The sequence below is a fragment of the Bradyrhizobium sp. genome (assembly GCF_035935975.1).
In the GTDB taxonomy this organism is placed as follows: domain Bacteria; phylum Pseudomonadota; class Alphaproteobacteria; order Rhizobiales; family Xanthobacteraceae; genus Bradyrhizobium.
The window spans coordinates 42,303-59,543 of the sequence record NZ_DASYWN010000030.1 but is presented as its reverse complement, the minus strand read 5'-3'; the positions used below and the strand labels follow the sequence as shown (position 1 = coordinate 59,543).

Annotated in this window: 16 protein-coding genes; 5 read left to right on the top strand and 11 right to left on the bottom strand. The window is 64.5% G+C overall.

What is annotated here, in order from left to right:
- Positions 1–160 precede the first annotated feature (160 nt).
- From eutC to VGR99_RS16170, 3 genes are all read right to left on the bottom strand, one after another.
- The gene (gene eutC, locus VGR99_RS16180) at positions 161–946 is read right to left on the bottom strand and encodes an ethanolamine ammonia-lyase subunit EutC (RefSeq protein WP_326899586.1); all 786 of its coding nucleotides are present in this window, start codon (positions 944–946) and stop codon (positions 161–163) included.
- Positions 943–2,529 carry a B12-binding domain-containing radical SAM protein gene (locus tag VGR99_RS16175; protein ID WP_326899585.1) on the bottom strand — a complete coding sequence of 529 codons (1,587 nt, stop codon included), beginning with the start codon at positions 2,527–2,529 and terminating at the stop codon, positions 943–945. The genes eutC and VGR99_RS16175 overlap by 4 nt, the downstream gene beginning before the upstream one ends.
- Before the next feature lie 149 nt (positions 2,530–2,678).
- A complete protein-coding gene (locus tag VGR99_RS16170) occupies positions 2,679–4,061 on the bottom strand; it encodes an ethanolamine ammonia-lyase subunit EutB (RefSeq protein WP_326899584.1) in 1,383 nt (460 codons plus the stop codon).
- A 221-nt stretch (positions 4,062–4,282) separates the two neighbouring features.
- Here VGR99_RS16170 and VGR99_RS16165 point away from each other — a divergent pair, with 221 nt between their 5' ends.
- Together VGR99_RS16165 and VGR99_RS16160 are read left to right on the top strand one after the other, a co-directional pair.
- Entirely contained in the window at positions 4,283–6,022 is a 1,740-nt protein-coding gene (locus tag VGR99_RS16165) for a HAMP domain-containing methyl-accepting chemotaxis protein (RefSeq protein WP_326899583.1), read from the top strand.
- A gap of 473 nt (positions 6,023–6,495) precedes the next feature.
- Positions 6,496–6,762: a hypothetical protein gene (locus VGR99_RS16160; RefSeq protein WP_326899582.1), complete on the top strand. Its 267-nt coding sequence runs from the start codon at positions 6,496–6,498 to the stop codon at positions 6,760–6,762.
- 180 nt (positions 6,763–6,942) lie between these two features.
- Here VGR99_RS16160 and VGR99_RS16155 read toward each other — a convergent pair whose 3' ends face one another.
- A complete protein-coding gene (locus VGR99_RS16155; RefSeq protein ID WP_326899581.1) occupies positions 6,943–7,302 on the bottom strand; it encodes a hypothetical protein in 360 nt (119 codons plus the stop codon).
- Between the two features lie 155 nt (positions 7,303–7,457).
- Entirely contained in the window at positions 7,458–8,951 is a 1,494-nt protein-coding gene (locus tag VGR99_RS16150) for an FAD-dependent oxidoreductase (protein WP_326899579.1), read from the bottom strand.
- Positions 8,952–9,001: 50 nt separating this feature from the next.
- Here VGR99_RS16150 and VGR99_RS16145 point away from each other — a divergent pair, with 50 nt between their 5' ends.
- Positions 9,002–9,481 (top strand): MarR family winged helix-turn-helix transcriptional regulator, encoded by a 480-nt coding sequence (locus VGR99_RS16145; RefSeq protein ID WP_326899578.1) that lies wholly within the window; start codon positions 9,002–9,004, stop codon positions 9,479–9,481.
- Between the two features lie 24 nt (positions 9,482–9,505).
- Positions 9,506–9,958, top strand: a complete 453-nt coding sequence (locus VGR99_RS16140; RefSeq protein WP_326899576.1) for a low molecular weight phosphatase family protein — start codon at positions 9,506–9,508, stop codon at positions 9,956–9,958.
- 19 nt (positions 9,959–9,977) lie between these two features.
- Here VGR99_RS16140 and VGR99_RS16135 read toward each other — a convergent pair whose 3' ends face one another.
- Positions 9,978–10,994: a zinc-dependent alcohol dehydrogenase family protein gene (locus VGR99_RS16135; protein ID WP_326899575.1), complete on the bottom strand. Its 1,017-nt coding sequence runs from the start codon at positions 10,992–10,994 to the stop codon at positions 9,978–9,980.
- Positions 10,995–11,141: 147 nt separating this feature from the next.
- Here VGR99_RS16135 and VGR99_RS16130 point away from each other — a divergent pair, with 147 nt between their 5' ends.
- A complete protein-coding gene (locus VGR99_RS16130; protein ID WP_326899574.1) occupies positions 11,142–12,050 on the top strand; it encodes a LysR family transcriptional regulator in 909 nt (302 codons plus the stop codon).
- A gap of 272 nt (positions 12,051–12,322) precedes the next feature.
- On the opposite strand, the gene VGR99_RS16125 is transcribed toward VGR99_RS16130, so the two are convergent.
- The 5 genes from VGR99_RS16125 to VGR99_RS16105 all read right to left on the bottom strand — a co-directional run bounded on the left by VGR99_RS16125 (position 12,323) and on the right by VGR99_RS16105 (position 17,047).
- Positions 12,323–12,532, bottom strand: a complete 210-nt coding sequence (locus VGR99_RS16125) for a hypothetical protein (protein WP_414645124.1) — start codon at positions 12,530–12,532, stop codon at positions 12,323–12,325.
- Positions 12,533–13,055: 523 nt separating this feature from the next.
- Complete coding sequence (locus VGR99_RS16120) at positions 13,056–13,400, bottom strand: hypothetical protein (RefSeq protein ID WP_326899572.1); 345 nt, start codon at positions 13,398–13,400, stop codon at positions 13,056–13,058.
- 7 nt (positions 13,401–13,407) lie between these two features.
- Complete coding sequence (locus tag VGR99_RS16115) at positions 13,408–13,899, bottom strand: septal ring lytic transglycosylase RlpA family protein (RefSeq protein ID WP_326899570.1); 492 nt, start codon at positions 13,897–13,899, stop codon at positions 13,408–13,410.
- 456 nt (positions 13,900–14,355) lie between these two features.
- On the bottom strand, positions 14,356–15,588 hold the full coding sequence (locus tag VGR99_RS16110) for an acyl-CoA dehydrogenase family protein (protein WP_326899569.1): 1,233 nt from the start codon (positions 15,586–15,588) through the stop codon (positions 14,356–14,358).
- 247 nt (positions 15,589–15,835) lie between these two features.
- Complete coding sequence (locus tag VGR99_RS16105; RefSeq protein ID WP_326899568.1) at positions 15,836–17,047, bottom strand: ABC transporter substrate-binding protein; 1,212 nt, start codon at positions 17,045–17,047, stop codon at positions 15,836–15,838.
- Positions 17,048–17,241 lie beyond the last annotated feature (194 nt).

Sequence of the window (17,241 nt, the reverse complement as noted above, 5' to 3'; positions counted from 1 at the left end):
CCCCGCGAACGGCTTGAAAACGCCATACCAATGGGAGGCTTGCCCCTTGAAAATGCGCGGAAAATCGCCGGCAGCGGTTTAGCAGGTCAATCACCCTTTTCGCAAGCAGGCGAAGGGCGGCCAAACCGATCAAGATGCGGCGATTTTGCCGAAACGCCCGTCATTCGGGCCGCGCCGTGCCGATTCGACGCGGCGCGCGGTCCGCGCTCTCGTCCTTCAGCGCCACGCCTGTGACCTCGCGCGCCATCCCTTCCCGGACCAACCAGGCGATCTTGAAGGCGGCCTCGTCATAGCTCAACCCAGCATGGTGGATGTTCGAGACGCAATTGCGCTCGGCATCGGACCGACCCGGCTGCGGCGCGAAGGTCAGATAGGCGCCGAGGCTGTCGGGCGCGGACAGGCCGGGCCGCTCGCCGATCAGCATCACAACCATGCGCGCACCGAGAATCGCGCCAATCTCGTCGCCCAGCGCGACGCGCGCGCCTGAGGCGACGACGACATGGCCGGGCGCGACAGCGTCGTCCTCCGCAAGCAGCGTCAGCAGGCGCTCCACCACCGCCACCGCATGGGCGTGGACCGCCGCCGCCGACAGGCCATCGCCGATCACGATCGCAAGCCGGCACGGCACCGAGGCACTTTGCGCCAGTAGCTCCGCGGAGCCGGAATCAAGCTGCCGTCCCAGATCGGGACGCCGCAGATAGTCGCGGCGATCGACGGCCTGGCTCCTCGCCTCGGTGACGGCAAGACCGAGCGCGCGGAGATCGGCGACCAGCCGCGGCGCATCGAACACCGCATGCACGGCGTCGCGGGCGCGGGCATGGTCCAGCGTGAAATCGAGCAGCGCGCTGGTCGGCACGCTGGCGCCGCTGCGACCGAGCGCGACGCGCGCGGGCGTGAATGATTTGAGGTCGATGGTCGGCCGGGCCGGAACGGACTTGTCGCTCATTCGGCGGGAACGGCGGCCTCGCGCAGCCGGATCGAGTAGTTCGAGGCGTTCTGCTTGCCGCTCGATGCCGCGCGCGCAAAGGTGATGAGATGGTGCGCGATCAGGGTGCAGCCGATCAGCCCTTCGAGATCGCCGCGCTTGATGCGCCCGAGCGCGAACTTCCAGAACACGCGCTTGTAGTCGCCGAGCACGCCGACCTTCCAGAAGATGTTGCGCATCATGACGAGACCGCGCCGGATGTTGGCCCAGGTCTTCATCTCGTCCGGCACCGGCATCTTGAGGCGGTGCGGATAGACATGGTCGCATTGATACTGGAAGCGCGCATAGACCTTCTCGGGCTCGTAGGCCACGCCCATGGCGTGCTTCCAGGATGCGACGACGTCGTCGTAAGGCAGCAGGAAGTCGACGTTGGAATCACGACCCTCGTCCTCGACCAGGCGTCCCTCGCGCTCGAGCCGGTCCCACAGCGGCGTCTTCGGCAGCGCCTGCAGCAAATTGATGGTGAGCAGCGGAATCCGGGACTCCTCGACGAAAGCGAGCAGCGCCTCCGAGGTGTTCGGCTTGTCGGTGTCGAGCCCCATGATGATGCCTGACACCACCTCCATGCCGTAGGAATTGATGGTGCGGACCCCCTCCAGGATCGGGACCATCATGTTGTGGTCCTTGTGCATCGCCTTCAGCGCATCGGGATCGGGCGTCTCGATGCCGCAGAAGATCGTGATGAAATAGGCCTCACGCATCTTCTTGAGGATCTCGGGACGCTTGGCGATGTTGAGTGTCGCCTCACAGGCAAGCCGCACCACATAGCCGGTCTTCTTCTGCCATTCGATCAGATGCGGCAGCAAATCCGACGCCGCCTTGCGGTTGCCGATGAAATTGTCGTCGACGAAGTAGACCGTGTCGGTCATGCCGCATTCGCGCAGGCGGTCGAGCTCTGCGATGATCTGTTCCGGCGACTTGATGCGCGGGTTGCGGCCGTAGAGGCCGGGGATGTCGCAGAACTCGCACTCATACGGACAGCCGCTGGAATACTGGATGCTGCCGAGGAAGTATCTCTTCACGTCGGCGAGCTCATAGGCCGGGATCGGAAACTCCGTCATCGGCACGCGGTCTTTGGTGGTCAGCACCACCTGTTCGTCAGGACGCGAGGTGTCACGCGACAGAATCTCGATCAGCCGGTTGGTGGCATCGCCGAGCTCGCCGACATGGAGATAGTCGAACGACGGATAATAGTCCGGGCAGGCGCTGACCGAGGGACCACCGAGCGCGACGGCCAAGCCGAATTCATGGGCGCGGCGGCAGATGTCGTTCATCTGCTGGCGCTGGATGTGCATGCCGCTGACGAACACCGCTTCCGCCCATTCGAACTCCTCCTTCGTGGTACGGCGGAGGTTCTCGTCGACGAATTTGACCTGCCATCGCTCCGGCAGATAGGCCGCGAGCAGCAAAAGCCCCTGCGGCGGCATGAAGGCGCGGACGCCGTCGGTCAGGGGATAGGAATGCTCGAACGTCCCGAACGAGGAGGTGTATCGCGGAAACACGCACAGAATCCGCCGGGCCGTACCGTTGCTTTCAGCTCGCATCAAAGCTCCCCCGCCACTCGACATAGCTGCGGAAATTGCCAGCCAGACACATAGCGTAATGCTGTCGCCGGAATTTCTCAATATTGTGGCATGAGCATAATTCCGAAGGGGACCAATGGTTTCCTCCGGGCTCGGAGGCTCCCGTCGCGTCAGGCGATCAGCCGGGAGGCAAAATCGGGCAGCAGGCCCGCATCGCCGGCAAGTCGGAAATCGGCGCCCGCAATACCCGACTGCACCAGCCAGTCGTCGAATTCCGGCGCACGGCGCAGGCCGAAGACGTCGCGGACATAGAGCGCGTCGTGAAAGGACGTCGACTGGTAGTTCAGCATGACGTCGTCGGCGCCGGGGACGCCCATGATGAAGGTGACGCCGGCCGCCGCGAGCAGCGTCAGCAGGTTGTCCATGTCGTCCTGGTCCGCCTCGGCATGGTTGGTGTAGCAGATGTCGATGCCGAGCGGCAGGCCGAGCAGCTTGCCGCAGAAGTGGTCCTCCAGCCCGGCGCGGATGATTTCCTTGCCGTCGTAGAGATATTCGGGGCCGATGAAGCCGACCACGCTGTTGACCAAGAGCGGCGCATAGGCGCGGGCGACCGCATAGGCGCGCGCCTCGCAGGTCTGCTGGTCGACGCCGTGATGGGCATTGGCCGACAGCGCCGAGCCCTGCCCGGTCTCGAAATACATGACGTTCTGGCCGACCGTGCCGCGCTTCTGCGACAGCCCGGCCTCCTGCCCTTCCTTCAGCAGCGCGAGGTCTATGCCGAAGCTGCGGTTGGCGGCCTCGGTGCCAGCGACCGACTGGAAGACGAGATCGACCGGCACGCCCTGCCCGATCAGCGACAGCGTCGTGGTGACGTGGGTCAGCACGCACGCTTGCGTCGGGATCTTGAGCCGCGCGATGATCTCGTCGAGCAGCCGCAGCAATCGCCCGATCACGGCCGGATCGTCGCTGGCCGGATTGATGCCGATGCAGGCATCGCCCGCCCCCAGCAGAATGCCGTCGAGGATCGACGCGGTGATGCCCCTGGCGTCGTCGAAGGGATGGTTGGGCTGCAGCCGCGTGCTCATCCGGCCCTTCAGGCCGATGGTGTTGCGGAAGGCGGTAGTGACCTCGCATTTCCGGGCCGCCAGGATCAGATCCTGGTTGCGCATCAGCTTTGACACCGCCGCCGCCATTTCCGGGGTGACGCCGGAGGCAAGCTTGCGCAGCACCTCGGGAGTAGCGGCATCCGACAGCAGCCAGTCGCGGAAGGCGCCGACCGTCAGCGAAGCCACCGGCGCAAAGGCCCTGGCGTCATGGCTGTCGACGATGAGGCGGGTGACCTCGTCGGCCTCATAGGGGATGACGGCTTCCTGCAGGAATTGCCCGAGCGGGACATCCGCCAGCGCCATCCGCGCCGCGATCGTCTGCTCGGCGCTGGCGGCGGCAATGCCGGCCAGCCGGTCGCCGGAGCGCGGCGGGGTCGCCTTGGCGAGGAGGTCGCGCAGGTCCGGGAAGGTGTAGGTCGTAGCGTCGATGGTGTGGCGGTAGACCAAGGGGCCTCTCCGGGGTTCGTCGGCCAATGACCGACCTCAGCGCGATCCGAGGTACTATACCTGCGGATCAAGACGCTGAAATATCTTACCTTTCCTACGACCAAGGATGAAGGGCCCCGACCGGCGCGTTAACACTGCGTCCATCTTCATTCTGCATAGTTTTGCATCAATTTTGACGACCGCGCTTTCCGGCCGCTCCCGGCCGTTCGGGTCCCCGCACCATGACATCAGACCGATCTGGGAATGCCACTGGGCTGGCAGGCCGTTTCACGCTTGCCACCAAGCTCTATGCGATCTTCGCGCTGTTCGCCCTGCTCACCGCGGCGATCGCGCTGCTGTCCGACTACAACAGCCGCCGCAGCGCCGACCTGACCAGCGCGATCGAGACCGCCAATGCCGCTGCGCTGAACGTCGAGCGCGTCAATTCGCTGGTCTACGCCGTCGTGATGGAATCGCGCGGCGTCTACATGTCGACCGAGCCCGCGGTCGTGAAGAAATACGGCGAGGGCCTGCTCAAGTTCAACGAGCAGATCCTCGACGTCGTGAAGCGCTGGGAGACCATCGTCAGGGACGACGACGCCGCGCAGTTCGCCACCTTCAAGAAGCGCATCGAGCAGTTCGTCGACTTCCGCAAGGAGCTGGTGCGCCGCGGCGTGGAGATCAACGCCGCCGCGGGCCGCGAATGGGGCGACAACGACGCCAACCGCGCCGTGCGCTCGGCGCTGAACAAGGACCTCGAGGCGCTGTCCAAGGTCTATGCCGAGCGCGCCAGGCAAATCGCGCGCGAAACCGAGACCAACCGCACCCTCTCCTTCGTGCTGACCTGCCTCGGCGGCGTGGCGCTGGCGCTCGTCGTGATCGGCATCATCATCATCGCCCGCTCGATCGCGCGGCCGCTGGCCTCGATCACCGCGACCATCAAGCAGGTCGCCGACGGCGCCGAGAATGTCGAGGTGCCGCATTCCGGCCGTGCCGACGAGATCGGGGCGCTGGCCCGCGCGATCCAGGTCTTCCAGGACGCGATGGGGCGCAACCGCAACCTCGCCTCGCAGGTCTCGCAGGACTCCGCCGCACGCGAGCAGCGCACCCGCCACATCGAGCAGTCCGTCGAAGAGTTTCGCGAGGCGATCGGCGCGATCATGCGCGGCCTCAGCGACAACGCATCCGTCATGCGCGAGACCGCGCAGACCATCACCCGCGTCACGGCGGATGCGAACAGCCGCGCCGGCACGGCGGCGGACGCGACCGCGCAGGCCTCGCACAACGTTACGGCGGTGGCCGGCGCAGCCGAGGAGCTGTCGGCCTCCGTCGAGGAGATCGGCCGGCAGGTGCGCCAGAGCGCCAGCGCGGTCGAGCAGACCGGCCAGCGCACCGAGAAATCGATCTCGGAGATCGAGAGCCTCGCCGCCGCCACCCAGCGCATCGACGGCGTGCTCAGCCTGATCCAGGCCATCGCCGAGCAGACCAACCTGCTCGCCCTCAACGCCACCATCGAGGCCGCCCGCGCCGGCGATGCCGGCCGCGGCTTTGCCGTGGTCGCGCACGAGGTCAAGGCGCTGGCGGGCCAGACCGCGAAAGCGACCGCCGACATCAGCGAGAACGTCTCGATGATCCAGGCCTCCACCCGCAATGCGGTCGACGCCGTACGCGAGATCGGCGGCGCGGTGCGCGAGATCAACGAGGTCACTTCCGCGATTGCCGGCGCCGTCGGCCAGCAGGACCAGGCGACGCGCGAGATCTCCTCCAACGCGCAAAGCGCAGCGCAAGGCAACGAGACGCTGGTCGCCAACATCACCTCGCTGCGCGACGCCATCGACGAGACCGACACGGCGGCCTCGTCGGTGCTGACGGCGGCGAGCAGCCTCACGACGACGGCGGACACGCTGTCACGGGAGGTGGAAAAGTTCTTCCAGAACCTGCGTTCGGGCGCGGCCGAGAGCCGCGTCGCCAAGGCGGGATGACAGCGGATCCGCCGCACGCGAGGCCGGCGGAGGGCCTGCCAAAACAAAAAGTCGAAAAACAACCCCATGCACAGTAGCCGGGGCTTGCGATATCAGTGACTTAGCCGACGGGGTTTCGGGACTACTGATTTTACGAAATCCCTTTGACTCGTCGGGCAAAACACTGGCATGATGTCATCGTGGGCGCGGTGAACATCCAGGCCCGTCCACGAAGGCGCCGGCTCGACTGAGCGGCAGCGCTTCACGTCTACTTCAGAGCCAGGCTGCTGCAGTACCACGGGATGTCGTTGGGTCTCCACCCGATCAGCATCGATGTCGCCCGGCACTCTTCGTAGGTCTTGAACCCATAGATGTTTCTGCACGGCACCGACGACATCGGCCCGGAAGAAAGCGAGCAGCCGTGGTAGACGGTGTTTGGGGTTCTAAAGCTTGTGGCGCAACCGCCGACGCAGCTGCCGGTGAGGGCCGCGAGCTTGGCGAGCTTTGCCGATTCCGGAATCGACGCTGACAACACTGTTCCAACGGTCGTCGTCGGCGACACGTCGTGTACAGCAGTTCGCGCAAGCACGTGCGGCTTCGACTTCGGCCTGACTGTTGGAGCTTCGACAGTGACGCTGGGAACGGACGTTGCGGTTTGCGACGATGCCGGACTGCCGGCTCCGCACATCATCAAGGCAATGCCAAAGGAAGAGGCAGATAAACGTGACGAGAACCTCATGACGACGTCTCCCTACGCTTGAGACGATGCTACTCGCTTTGGTTGAAACCTACAAGATTGTCGCAGGGGAAATGAGCAGGCCTTGGAGCTTCCAGCCGGTTGCCACGTCCGAATCGAAGGCGGAATCGAGATCGTGGCATCATTGGCGACTGCATCGCGGCAAGCTCTCTTGAACATCAACAGCGGCCAACACGCTGCGCGGTTACTCGGTCTTGTAAACGGACAACTGAACGTCCATCCCGGCCCCGCCGGCAATCGCGGCCACATCGGCCGGGATCGTAAACGTTTTGGCCACGTACGAATGGGGGAAAACCATAGCGACATCCAGGCTCGGCGCGCCGATCGATCCTTCGGCAACCAGCCGCAAAATGACGGCGCGAACTGATTGGACGCAGGCGAGAGCAGCGTCCCATTGATCTCCGATGTCGATCTGAGCATAGGCGCGTCCGGGCGAGTTCTCGTACCGGTCGACTTCCAGACCCAACGCGGCGTTCAGTTCAGAACGCGAAAGAGCCACATCTGGTATGCGAACGACGATGCTAAGCGGCTGCGAGCTTGCCATGCTCCATTGTATTCCGGTTCTCGATACGTCGGCAAACGGGCAGAAGCCGACATCGGCTGAGACGATCGAGACAGTTGCTGGCAGGCCACAACTGACTTGCGGCCTGCCGATCCGATCCCGAGGCCGGGCGCTGCCGCTCTCATGCGCCGTCTCGATCAGACAAGTCCCTGCTCGCTCAGGAAGCGCGTGAGCCTATCTGCTTGCCGTGCGCCCACGAAAGCACCGATGTAGCCGTCCGGGCGTACCAGCGCCCAATCGCCAGGCGACATCGCATAAGCGGCGCGAAAATATCCGCTGTCGTCGATGAGCTCGCCATCCGAACCGATGCAGTGGATGTGCAATCCGCTCCGCGCCGGCATGGCATCGCGCTTCACCTGATAGCCGAGCAGCGTCCAGTGCCGCCCCTTGAACAACTCGAACAGGCGCCGCGTCTGTCCGGCCGCGCCGCGCAGCGGCGCATCCGGTGCACGATCGCCTGCGAGCAGGCCTTGCGATCGCTCGGGTTCTTCCAACGCCAGCGGCGAGCCGGGATAGCCGATGTCGAGTTGCTGCACCTCGCGCCCGCGCCGCATGTCGCCCCGCTTGGCGGCCTCCAGCAATCCGGTGGCAAGGCCGAGCATGCTCGCCGCGACGGGGCGGCGCTCGCTCTCATAGCTGTCGAGCAGAGTTGACGAAGCGCCGCCCATCACGGCTGCGAGCTTCCAGCCGAGATTGTAGGCGTCCTGCACGCTGGTGTTGAGACCTTGTCCGCCGGTCGGCGGATGAATGTGGGCGGCATCGCCGACCAGAAACGCGCGGCCATCCCTGTAACGATCGGCGAGGCGCGCGTTCATCTGATAGGCCGATGCCCACAACACGGACTGGATGCGGATGTCGTCACGGCCGGTGCGCTCAGCGATCATCCTCGACAGCCCTGCGGCCGACAGGTCGACCTCGCCTTCAAGCGGGACCGGCGCCTGCAACTGGAAAAGCTTCGTGCCGGCGAGTGGACACAGCGAGATCTGGCGGTCCATCGCGCCATCGTTGAAGCGGTGCCACGCTGTGCGGTCGAGCCCCGTGAGGACGACGTCGACGACCACGGCGCGCACGCCGAGCGTCTTGCCTGGAAAGCCGATATCGAGCGCGTGGCGCACGAAGCTGCGGCCACCATCGGCACCGACGAGGTAACGCACCCGCATCGTCTCCTCGCCGGCCTTGCCGGAGAGACGCGCCGTCACGCCGTCGGGGTCCTGCTCGAGGCCGACCAGCTCGCAGCCGAACTCCACCCGGTGGCCGAGCTCGAGCAAACGCTCGCGCATCACGCCTTCGGTCAGGAATTGCGGGATCATCAGCGCCATGTGGTAGGGCTCGGCCGGCGTCGGGGCGATGTGCTCGGCGACCTCGGATTCGGTGAAGCTGCCGTCCGCGCGGTAGACGCGCTGCGGCGGGTAGGGCCCGCCGGCCGCGACGATGCGGTCGATGATGCCGAGATCCTCGAAAATCTCCTGGGTGCGCGGCTGGATTCCCTTGCCGCGAGAGCCGTGGAACGGACGGTCCATCTTCTCGATCAGGTGGAACGAGACGCCCCGCCGCGCCAGATCGATGGCGAGCGTGAGGCCGGCCGCACCCGCGCCGCAGATCAGGACATCCGCCGTGAATTGCTTTGTCATAGGACCCTCAATATGTGTAATATGCACACATTAGGCAGAGGGCTATCGGGATGTCAAGAAGGGTGCAAAATACACATATTAAAAAACAGGTGCGTTCGCTTCACGAGGCGTTGATCGACATCATCAGCGTCATGAACCGCCGGCAGGGTGACGAGATGATGATCCGCGAAGCCGGGATATCGCTCGATCGCGCGCTGTTTCCGCTGCTGGTCGGCATCGAGCGGCGCGGTCCGATCGGTGTCGTCGACCTCGCCGATCGCATGGGACGGGACTACACGACGGTCAGCCGGCAGGTCGCGAAGCTGGAAATGCTGGGCCTGGTCAAGCGCCACGCCAGCGAAGCGGACCGCCGCGTCAGCGAAGCCACCATCACGGCGACCGGCAAGGCCATGACGGATGCGGTCGACCGGGCCCGCGAGCGGATCGTCGGATCGATGTTTGCAAGCTGGGAGGATCGCGATATCGATGAGCTGGTACGTCTGATGCACAAATTGGCCGACGCGATGACCGCGCAGGGCGATCCCACCTGAAATCGATCACGGAAGTACTGACTGATGAGCAAGACCCAGCGCGTATTGTTTCTCTGCACCGGCAATTATTATCGCAGCCGCTATGCCGAGGAGATCTTCAACCACCGGGCCCGGCTCGAGGGGCTGGACTGGTTCTCCTTCTCGCGCGCCGTGGCCGAGGCGCTCTTCCCGCAAAACGTGGGGCCGATCTCACCCCATGCGCTGGACGCCTTGCAGAGGAAAGGTATTGCGGCGGGCGGCGTTACGCGGCATCCCGCGCTGTGCACGGTCGAGGATTTTGCGGAAGCCGAGCTCGTCGTCGCGCTCAAGGACGCCGAGCATCGCCCCATGATCGAGCGCCGCTTCGCCGGCGTCGCCCATCGCGTCGAATATTGGGACGTGGACGATATCGAATACCTCGATCCGCCGACGGCGCTGGGCAAGATCGACGAACGCGTCGGGCTGCTGATCGGGAGCCTGCAAAGCCGCTCCCGATAGACAGCACCCTGCCCCGCGCTCACACCGTCAGCAGCGTCTTGATCGCGCGGCGCTCATCCATCGCCTTGTAGCCCTCGGCGACCTGGTCGATCGACAGCGTGAGATCGAACACCTTGCCCGGCCGGATCCGTCCAGTGAGGACCCGGTCCATCAGGTCGGGCAGGAACCGCCGCACTGGCGCCGGGCCGCCCATCATGCGCCGCTGGGCGAAGAACAGCGCCTGGCCTTCGAAGGTCACGCCGTGGGGAACGCCGACATAGCCGATCGTGCCGCCGGGCCGCGTGCATTCGAGCGCCTGCGACATCGCTTCCTGGGTGCCAACGCATTCGAGCACAGAGTCGGCGCCGACGCCGCGGGTCAATTCCTTGACGCGCGCGATGCCTTCCGCGCCGCGCTCGGCCACGATGTCGGTGGCGCCGAACTCACGGGCGAGATCCTGCCGCGTCTTGTGGCGGCTCATGGCGATGATGCGCTCGGCGCCCATCTCCTTGGCCGCGAGCACGCCCATGAGGCCGACCGCGCCGTCGCCGACCACCGCGACCACGGAGCCCTGCTTCACGTTCGCTGCATCGGCCGCGTACCAGCCGGTCCCGAGCACGTCGGAGGTCGCGAGCAGATGCGGGATGAGATCGGGTCCCGGCATTTCCTTTGTTGCGACCAGCGTGCCGTCGGCGAGCGCGACGCGCGCGTAGGGCGCCTGCGCGCCCGACATGAACTCGCGCTGCTCGCACGAGGACTGGAAGCCGAACTTGCAATGCGGGCAGGTGTTGTCCGACAGGCAGAACGAGCCGACCACGAACTGGCCCGGCCTGATGGTCCGCACCGCACTGCCGACCTCGATGACGACGCCGCAATATTCGTGCCCCATATGCGCGGGGCCGTCCTTCGGCTGCAGCCCGCGATAGGGCCAGAGGTCGGAGCCGCAGATGCAGGTGGCCGACAGCTTGATGATGGCGTCAGTCGGGTGGATGATTTTGGGATCGTCGACCTGCTCGTAACGGACATCGCCGGGTCCGTAGAGTATGGTTGCCTTCATGGTCATGCTCCTTTGGCGACCGGCGTCGTCATGCTTGCGGCCGAGAGCCGGTGCTGTTCACGGCACCATCTAGTCCTCCGCGCGGCATTCGATTAGCCGATATAATTTGCTTGCATTGATCGATCCGGGCCATGAATAGTCGGGGCCATGGCAGCTCAGGATTTCAACGATCTCCTGGCTTTCGTGGCCGTCGCCCGCGAGCGCAGCTTCACGAAGGCCGCCGCGAAACTGGGCGTCGTGCAGTCGACGCTCAGCCACACCATCAAGCGCCTCGAAGCGCAGATGGGCCTGCGGCTGCTCACGCGCACGACCCGCAGCGTCGGCCTGACCGAGGCCGGCGAGCGGCTGCGGCAATCGGTTGCGCCACGTATCGAGGAGATCGAGCGCGACATCGCCGCGCTGATGTCGCTGCGCGACAAGCCGTCGGGCACGATCCGGATCACGCTCTCGGAGCATGCGCTCGACAAGGCCGTGTGGCCGAAGCTAGCACCGGTCCTGCAAAACTATCCCGACATCAAGGTCGAGTTCAGCCTCGACACCGCGTTCCGCAACATCGTCGAAGACGGCTTCGACGCAGGCATCCGCCTCGGCGAGAGCGTCGAGAAGGACATGATCGCGGTGCGCATCGGACCCGATTGGCGGCTCGTCGCGGTCGCCTCGCCGGCCTATCTGAAAGAGCATCCGAAGCCGAAGCATCCGCAGGACCTCTTGAAGCATGTCTGCATCAAGCGGCGCGCGGCGGCCGGCGGACATTACGTGTGGGAGTTCGCCAAGAACGGTCCCGACCTGCGCGTGAGGGTCGAGGGCCAGCTGACTTTCAACGATTCCCGCGCGATGATCGAAGCCGCCGTCAAAGGCTTCGGCATCGCCTATGTGCCCGAAGACATGGTGACGCGGCAGGTCCGGTCCGGCGAGCTCGTCATCGTGCTCGACGACTGGTCGCCGCCATTCGACGGCTACTACATCTATTATCCGACCTCGCGGCAGAACTCGGCCGCCTTCAAGGTGATCGTGGATGCGCTCCGCCATCACGAACCGCGAAGGAAACGCGGCTAAAGCGCGATGAGATTGGGAGGAATCGTCATCGCGCTTTAGGTTATTGTTTGAGCATGATCTTTTCGGAAAACCGCTGCGCACTTTTCCGGATCATGCTTTAGAGGCGCTGATGCATGCCCGACAACGAAAAGCCCCGGCACGCGGGCCGAGGCTTGCGATCCAGCTCGCGTACATCCGGCGAACCAATCGTCGAGTCAGAGACTAGCTCTGAATCTTGAAAAGATGATGACGGAGTTCGACGCAGACAAAGTGTCGCGCCGGGCGGAACTCCATCACTCAATCGCGTCGCGAAGATGGAGTTCCACCCGTTGGAGCAGATCGTCGATCGAATCATTGGCGGTATCGAGCACCAGATGGTCTCGACCCCAGGGTTCGTAGTGCCTGATGACGATGTCCTGCCAGGTCGGCAGTCGGAGGCCGGCAATGTCGGACGTGCGCTTCTCCGCCCGCTGCCGGTGCAACGCCGGATCGCTGCAGATCACTTCGATCTCGGCGATGCGGGCCGACGCTTGCTGCGAGCCGTCGCGTCAGTTCGCGCGAGAGCGTGGTCTTGCCGGTAGCGGGAAGGCCGCCGAAGACAATGAGGATGGGTTGCCCTGTCATGCCTCATCATCGACCGGCGCGCCTCGACCTGCAACGGCCCGGTCGCAAACGGGCTCAGAGCATCATGGTCGCGAGAGCGATCAAGCCGATCGCGGTCAACCCCCAAGCCAGTGAATGCATCGCCCACGGCCGCATCGTTGCACTCCGTCCGGGTGTCCTGCCCACGACAGGAGACGCCCCAGGGACATGCACGGTTTGAGATAGATCAATGGCTGAACAGAACGACAGATACGGCGGCGACGGTGAAAGCACCGGCCGCGATGGCAATGACACGCAGGAAAAACTCGTCGCCCATGCCCCAAGACTAACATGGGTTGAACCGGGAAAACTATGCAGTTTGTGCCAGAATGGACCGTTCGGACAATATGACCTCGCGATCGGCCGGCCGCTCCGCCCTTGCGCCTATTTCGGCAGACATTCCACGTTGTAGGCGATGATGATCTGGCTGGGATCGGCCTTGCCCAGGCTCTTCAGGTCTTCCAGGCCGCTCTTCAGCCTGGCGCCTGCCTGGCCCAGGCTGCCCTCGAGCGCCGCCTTTGCCGCCCTGCAGCGCTCTTCGTTCGAGAATTCCTGAAAGACGACAGTCGGCAGCAGCCGCCATTCCGCCTTGTCGCTGGTTGCGGCGGGACTGACCGAATAGGAAAACACGTACATCAGGACCCACATGAAGGGGCTCCGGTGCGATGCGAGCGGGAGTGCGCCACGCATCGCGCCATGCGGCGGCACGGCCTCGTTGATCCAGATCAACGAACGTTCAGCCGACCGGCCCGGGCGTCCAGTCATCGCCGGCTAGCGGCCTGACCACGACGTCGGGAATGACGCCGCGCTCCATGCTCGGATCGAAATGGCGCATGGTCCGCTCGTTGAGATCGATGATGCGGCCGGGCCTGAGCGGTCCCACGTCATTGATCTTGACGATGACCTTCTTGCCGGCGGCCTCGACGAGCGCAAATTTCGGTCTCACCCCGAATTGGACGCCGCCAAATTTCTGACGCAGGCTCGTCTTGATCGCGGCTGTCCACACTTCGGGATCATAACGTTCGCCGGAGGCTGTCCTCGGGCCGCCCTCCTCCTTGCCGGGCTTGAACGGATTATACGTGGACGCCGCGCCGACGATCCCATCCCCACAGGCGGCATCGACGACGGCGCTGGATTGAACCCCACTAGTTTCACCACGGGCAACGGTCACAGAAACGCCAAGCGCAACCAGGGCGCCGCAAATTGCGGCGCTCGAGCGGAACACCATTACATCTCCTTTGATTTTCGTCCGGTTCCCGATGCCGCAGAACATGGTCAAGCGAACGCGGGATGCGTTTCGGAACTTGAACCAAACTTTTGCGGATTCGCACCAACCCCTTGGCTGCGGAACCATTGCGAGAACCTGAGCGGTCCCGCGTCGTGTTTTCGTTATCGCCGTCTAAGACAGAGATTGAGTCAGCAACATGACCCCTGAGGTCATGGGTCTTCGAACCCCGGAATCTTACGCGCTCAGCGGTGAGGTCCATTGCGGAACACCCGTGAAACCCACGATGCGCGGAACTTCACGAGAGTTGCATATCGTTGTTTTGCAACAGGAGGCACTAAAGCGCGATGAGATTTGGATGAATCGTCATCGCGCTTTAGGTTGTTGTTTGAGCATGATCTTTTCGGAAAACCGCTGCGCACTTTGCGCCAACGCGGCCCTTCGGGTCCGGATCATGCTTTAGCCTCCGATCACTCCACCGCGCTTGATCAGCTCCTTGCCGACGGCGGCGAGATGCACCTGATCGGGGCCGTCGCCGATGCGGATGAAGCGGGCGTAGACGTAAGCACGCGCAAGGAACGTGTCCTGCGAGACGCCGGCGGCACCGTGGATCTGGATGGCGCGGTCGATGACGCGCGCGGCCATGCTGGGCACCACGATCTTGGCGGCGGCGATCAGATCGCGCGCGGCCTTGTTGCCTTCGTTGTCCATCTTGTCGGCGGCCTGCAGCGTCAGCAGCCGCGCCTGCGCGATCTCGCAGAAGGAATGGGCGATGTCCTCGCGCACCGAGCCCTGCTCGGCGAGCGGCTTACCGAACGCTGTGCGCGCGACCGAGCGCTGGCACATCAATTCCAGCGCGCGCTGGGCGCAGCCGATCAATCGCATGCAATGGTGGATGCGGCCGGGGCCGAGCCGGCCTTGCGCGATCTCGAAGCCGCGGCCTTCACCAAGCAGCATGTTCTCGGCGGGAACGCGGACATTCTCGTAGACGATCTCGGGATGGCCGACCGGCGCGTCGTCATAGCCGTAGGTGAGCATGTCGCGGACGATGCGCACGCCGGGCGTATTCCTGGGCACCAGGATCATGGATTGCTGGCGATGGCGGTCGGGATGATCAGGCGCGGTCTTGCCCATCACGATCAGGATCTCGCAATCCTCGTTCATCGCGCCCGAGGTGAACCACTTTCGCCCGTTGATGACGTAGTCGTCGCCGTCGCGCGTGATCGCGCACTGGATGTTGGTGGCATCGCTGGAAGCGACCTGCGGCTCGGTCATCGAGAAGCCGGAGCGGATGCGCCCCTCCAGAAGCGGCTTCAGCCAGCGCTCCTGCTGCGCCTTGGTGCCGTAATTGGCGAGCACCTCCATGTTGCCGACATCCGGGGCCGAGCAATTAAAGACCTCGGGCGCCCAGAGGATGCGGCCCATGATCTCCTTCACGGGCGCGTATTCGAGATTGGTCAGGCCAGAGTTATTAGGGTCTTGGCCGTGCTCACCCGACAAAAACAGGTTCCAGAGCCCCTGCTCCCGCGCCAGCCGCTTCAGATCCTGCAGCACTTGCGGCGTCTTGTAGCGCGCGGCTTCCGGCTTCACCTGCTCGTAATAGAGCTCCTCGACCGGCTCGACATGCGTGCGCATGAACTGGCCGACGCGCTGCTGCAGCTCCAGCGAACGGGCGGAGTGTTGAAAGTCCATGGTGGTCTCCTGTTCACTTGGTCTTCCGCAGCGGCGGAGCGCACGCCTCGCCCTTCGAGACGACCGCGGAGCCTGTCATCGGGCCGCGCTTAGCGCGGACCCGGTGGCGGTCTCCTCAGGGTGAGGCTCAGTGGGAGTCGCGCCCGCTACGCCTGCCGCCGCGCACTCCGCCCTCACCCTGAGGAGCCCGCGCAGCGGGCGTCTCGAAGGATGCGCCGCGATCGACCACGATAGCCGCCCCGTCCCCTCACGTCCCCCGCAGCAGCTCGCTCGCGACCACCCAGTCATTGCCGTCGAACTGGAGCATGTAGCCATCCTTGATCGGGCGGAAATCCTGCGGGGTGGTGTTGAGGGTGATGCCGGGCATCAGCAGCGACAGCGGCACGTTCTTCAAATTCGACGCCTGCGCCATGATGTTCTCGCGCGTCAGATTGTCCTTGCACTGCTTGAGCAGGACCACCAGCGCCTCGGCGACGGTGTAGCCGTAGAGGCCGGCGACGTTATTGATGTCGGCATTGGGCAGGCGCTTCTTCATGAAGTCGATATAGGCCATCATCGCCGGATCGTCCTTCGGCGCTTCGACGAACGGTTTTAGCGAGCCGAGCGACAGCACGCCCTTGCCGGCATCGAGCCCGGCCGGCACCATCACGGTCGCCTTGTTGGCGCAGCCGCTGGCGAGGAAGCGCGTCGGCTGCCAGCCGACCTCGTGCGCCTTGCGGATCGCCTGCGCGCAGGCGCGCGGCGTCACCGAGTAAATCATGAAGACGTCGGCCTTGGTGTTGGCGAGCGTCAGCACCTGGGAATCGACGGTGGGATCGGCGACCTCGAAGCTCGAAGCCATCGCGATCGCCTTGTCGGCGTCGGCACCGAGCGCTTCCTTGACGCCGCGCAGATATTCCTTGCCGGCATCGTCGTTCTGATAGAGCACCGCAAAGCGCGCATTCGGGTTCTTGGCGCGGGCATAGGCGACGTCGATCGCGGCCTCGCTGGTGTAGTTCGGCGCCCAGGGCAGCGCGATCGACCACGGCATGTTGGCGGGATCGTTCCACTTCGAGGCCGAGCTGATCAGGAAGATCTGCGGCACCTTGTTGCTGTTGAGATATTTTGCGATCGCCGAGCTCGGCGCGGTGCCCATGGTCGCGAAGATGAAGGCGACGCCATCGCCCTCGACGAGGCGCCGCGCGGCTTCCATGGTCTTCGGCGGCGAGAACGCATCGTCGAGCGACAGCAGATTGAGCTTGCGCCCGTTGACCCCGCCCTTCTCGTTGACCTCGTCGAAATAGGCCGAGATGACCCTGCCGGTGATGCCGAGCGGCGATGCCGGGCCGCTATAGGGCATGGTGTTGCCGATCTTGATCTCGGTGTCGGTGACGCCGGGACCGTAGGATTTCTGCGCGGATGCAGGCGCGGACAGGCAGGCGGCAGCCAGCGCTGCGGCGAGGGCCAAAGCGGCTTTCATGGTTTCTCCCCAGTGCTTATCGTCCGCGCGAGACGTGCGCACGGCGTGCTGCTTTTTGTCAGCACGTCAGCTCACCGGAGTTCCGCAAGATGGTCTTGCGTCGAGTTGCTGATAGCCTGAAGCGCGATGAGATCAGGATGAATCGTCACCGCGCTTCAGGTCGTTGTTTGAGCATGATCTTTTCGGAAAACCGC

Coding starts and splice junctions, on each gene's coding strand:
- VGR99_RS16175 (WP_326899585.1), bottom strand. CDS start 2,529: ATGCGAGCTGAAAGCAACGGTACGGCCCGGCGGATTCTGTGCGTGTTT.
- VGR99_RS16165 (WP_326899583.1), top strand. CDS start 4,283: ATGACATCAGACCGATCTGGGAATGCCACTGGGCTGGCAGGCCGTTTC.
- VGR99_RS16115 (WP_326899570.1), bottom strand. CDS start 13,899: ATGGTGTTCCGCTCGAGCGCCGCAATTTGCGGCGCCCTGGTTGCGCTT.
- VGR99_RS16145 (WP_326899578.1), top strand. CDS start 9,002: ATGTCAAGAAGGGTGCAAAATACACATATTAAAAAACAGGTGCGTTCG.
- VGR99_RS16105 (WP_326899568.1), bottom strand. CDS start 17,047: ATGAAAGCCGCTTTGGCCCTCGCCGCAGCGCTGGCTGCCGCCTGCCTG.
- VGR99_RS16135 (WP_326899575.1), bottom strand. CDS start 10,994: ATGAAGGCAACCATACTCTACGGACCCGGCGATGTCCGTTACGAGCAG.
- VGR99_RS16150 (WP_326899579.1), bottom strand. CDS start 8,951: ATGACAAAGCAATTCACGGCGGATGTCCTGATCTGCGGCGCGGGTGCG.
- VGR99_RS16110 (WP_326899569.1), bottom strand. CDS start 15,588: ATGGACTTTCAACACTCCGCCCGTTCGCTGGAGCTGCAGCAGCGCGTC.
- VGR99_RS16130 (WP_326899574.1), top strand. CDS start 11,142: ATGGCAGCTCAGGATTTCAACGATCTCCTGGCTTTCGTGGCCGTCGCC.
- eutC (WP_326899586.1), bottom strand. CDS start 946: ATGAGCGACAAGTCCGTTCCGGCCCGGCCGACCATCGACCTCAAATCA.
- VGR99_RS16155 (WP_326899581.1), bottom strand. CDS start 7,302: ATGGCAAGCTCGCAGCCGCTTAGCATCGTCGTTCGCATACCAGATGTG.
- VGR99_RS16140 (WP_326899576.1), top strand. CDS start 9,506: ATGAGCAAGACCCAGCGCGTATTGTTTCTCTGCACCGGCAATTATTAT.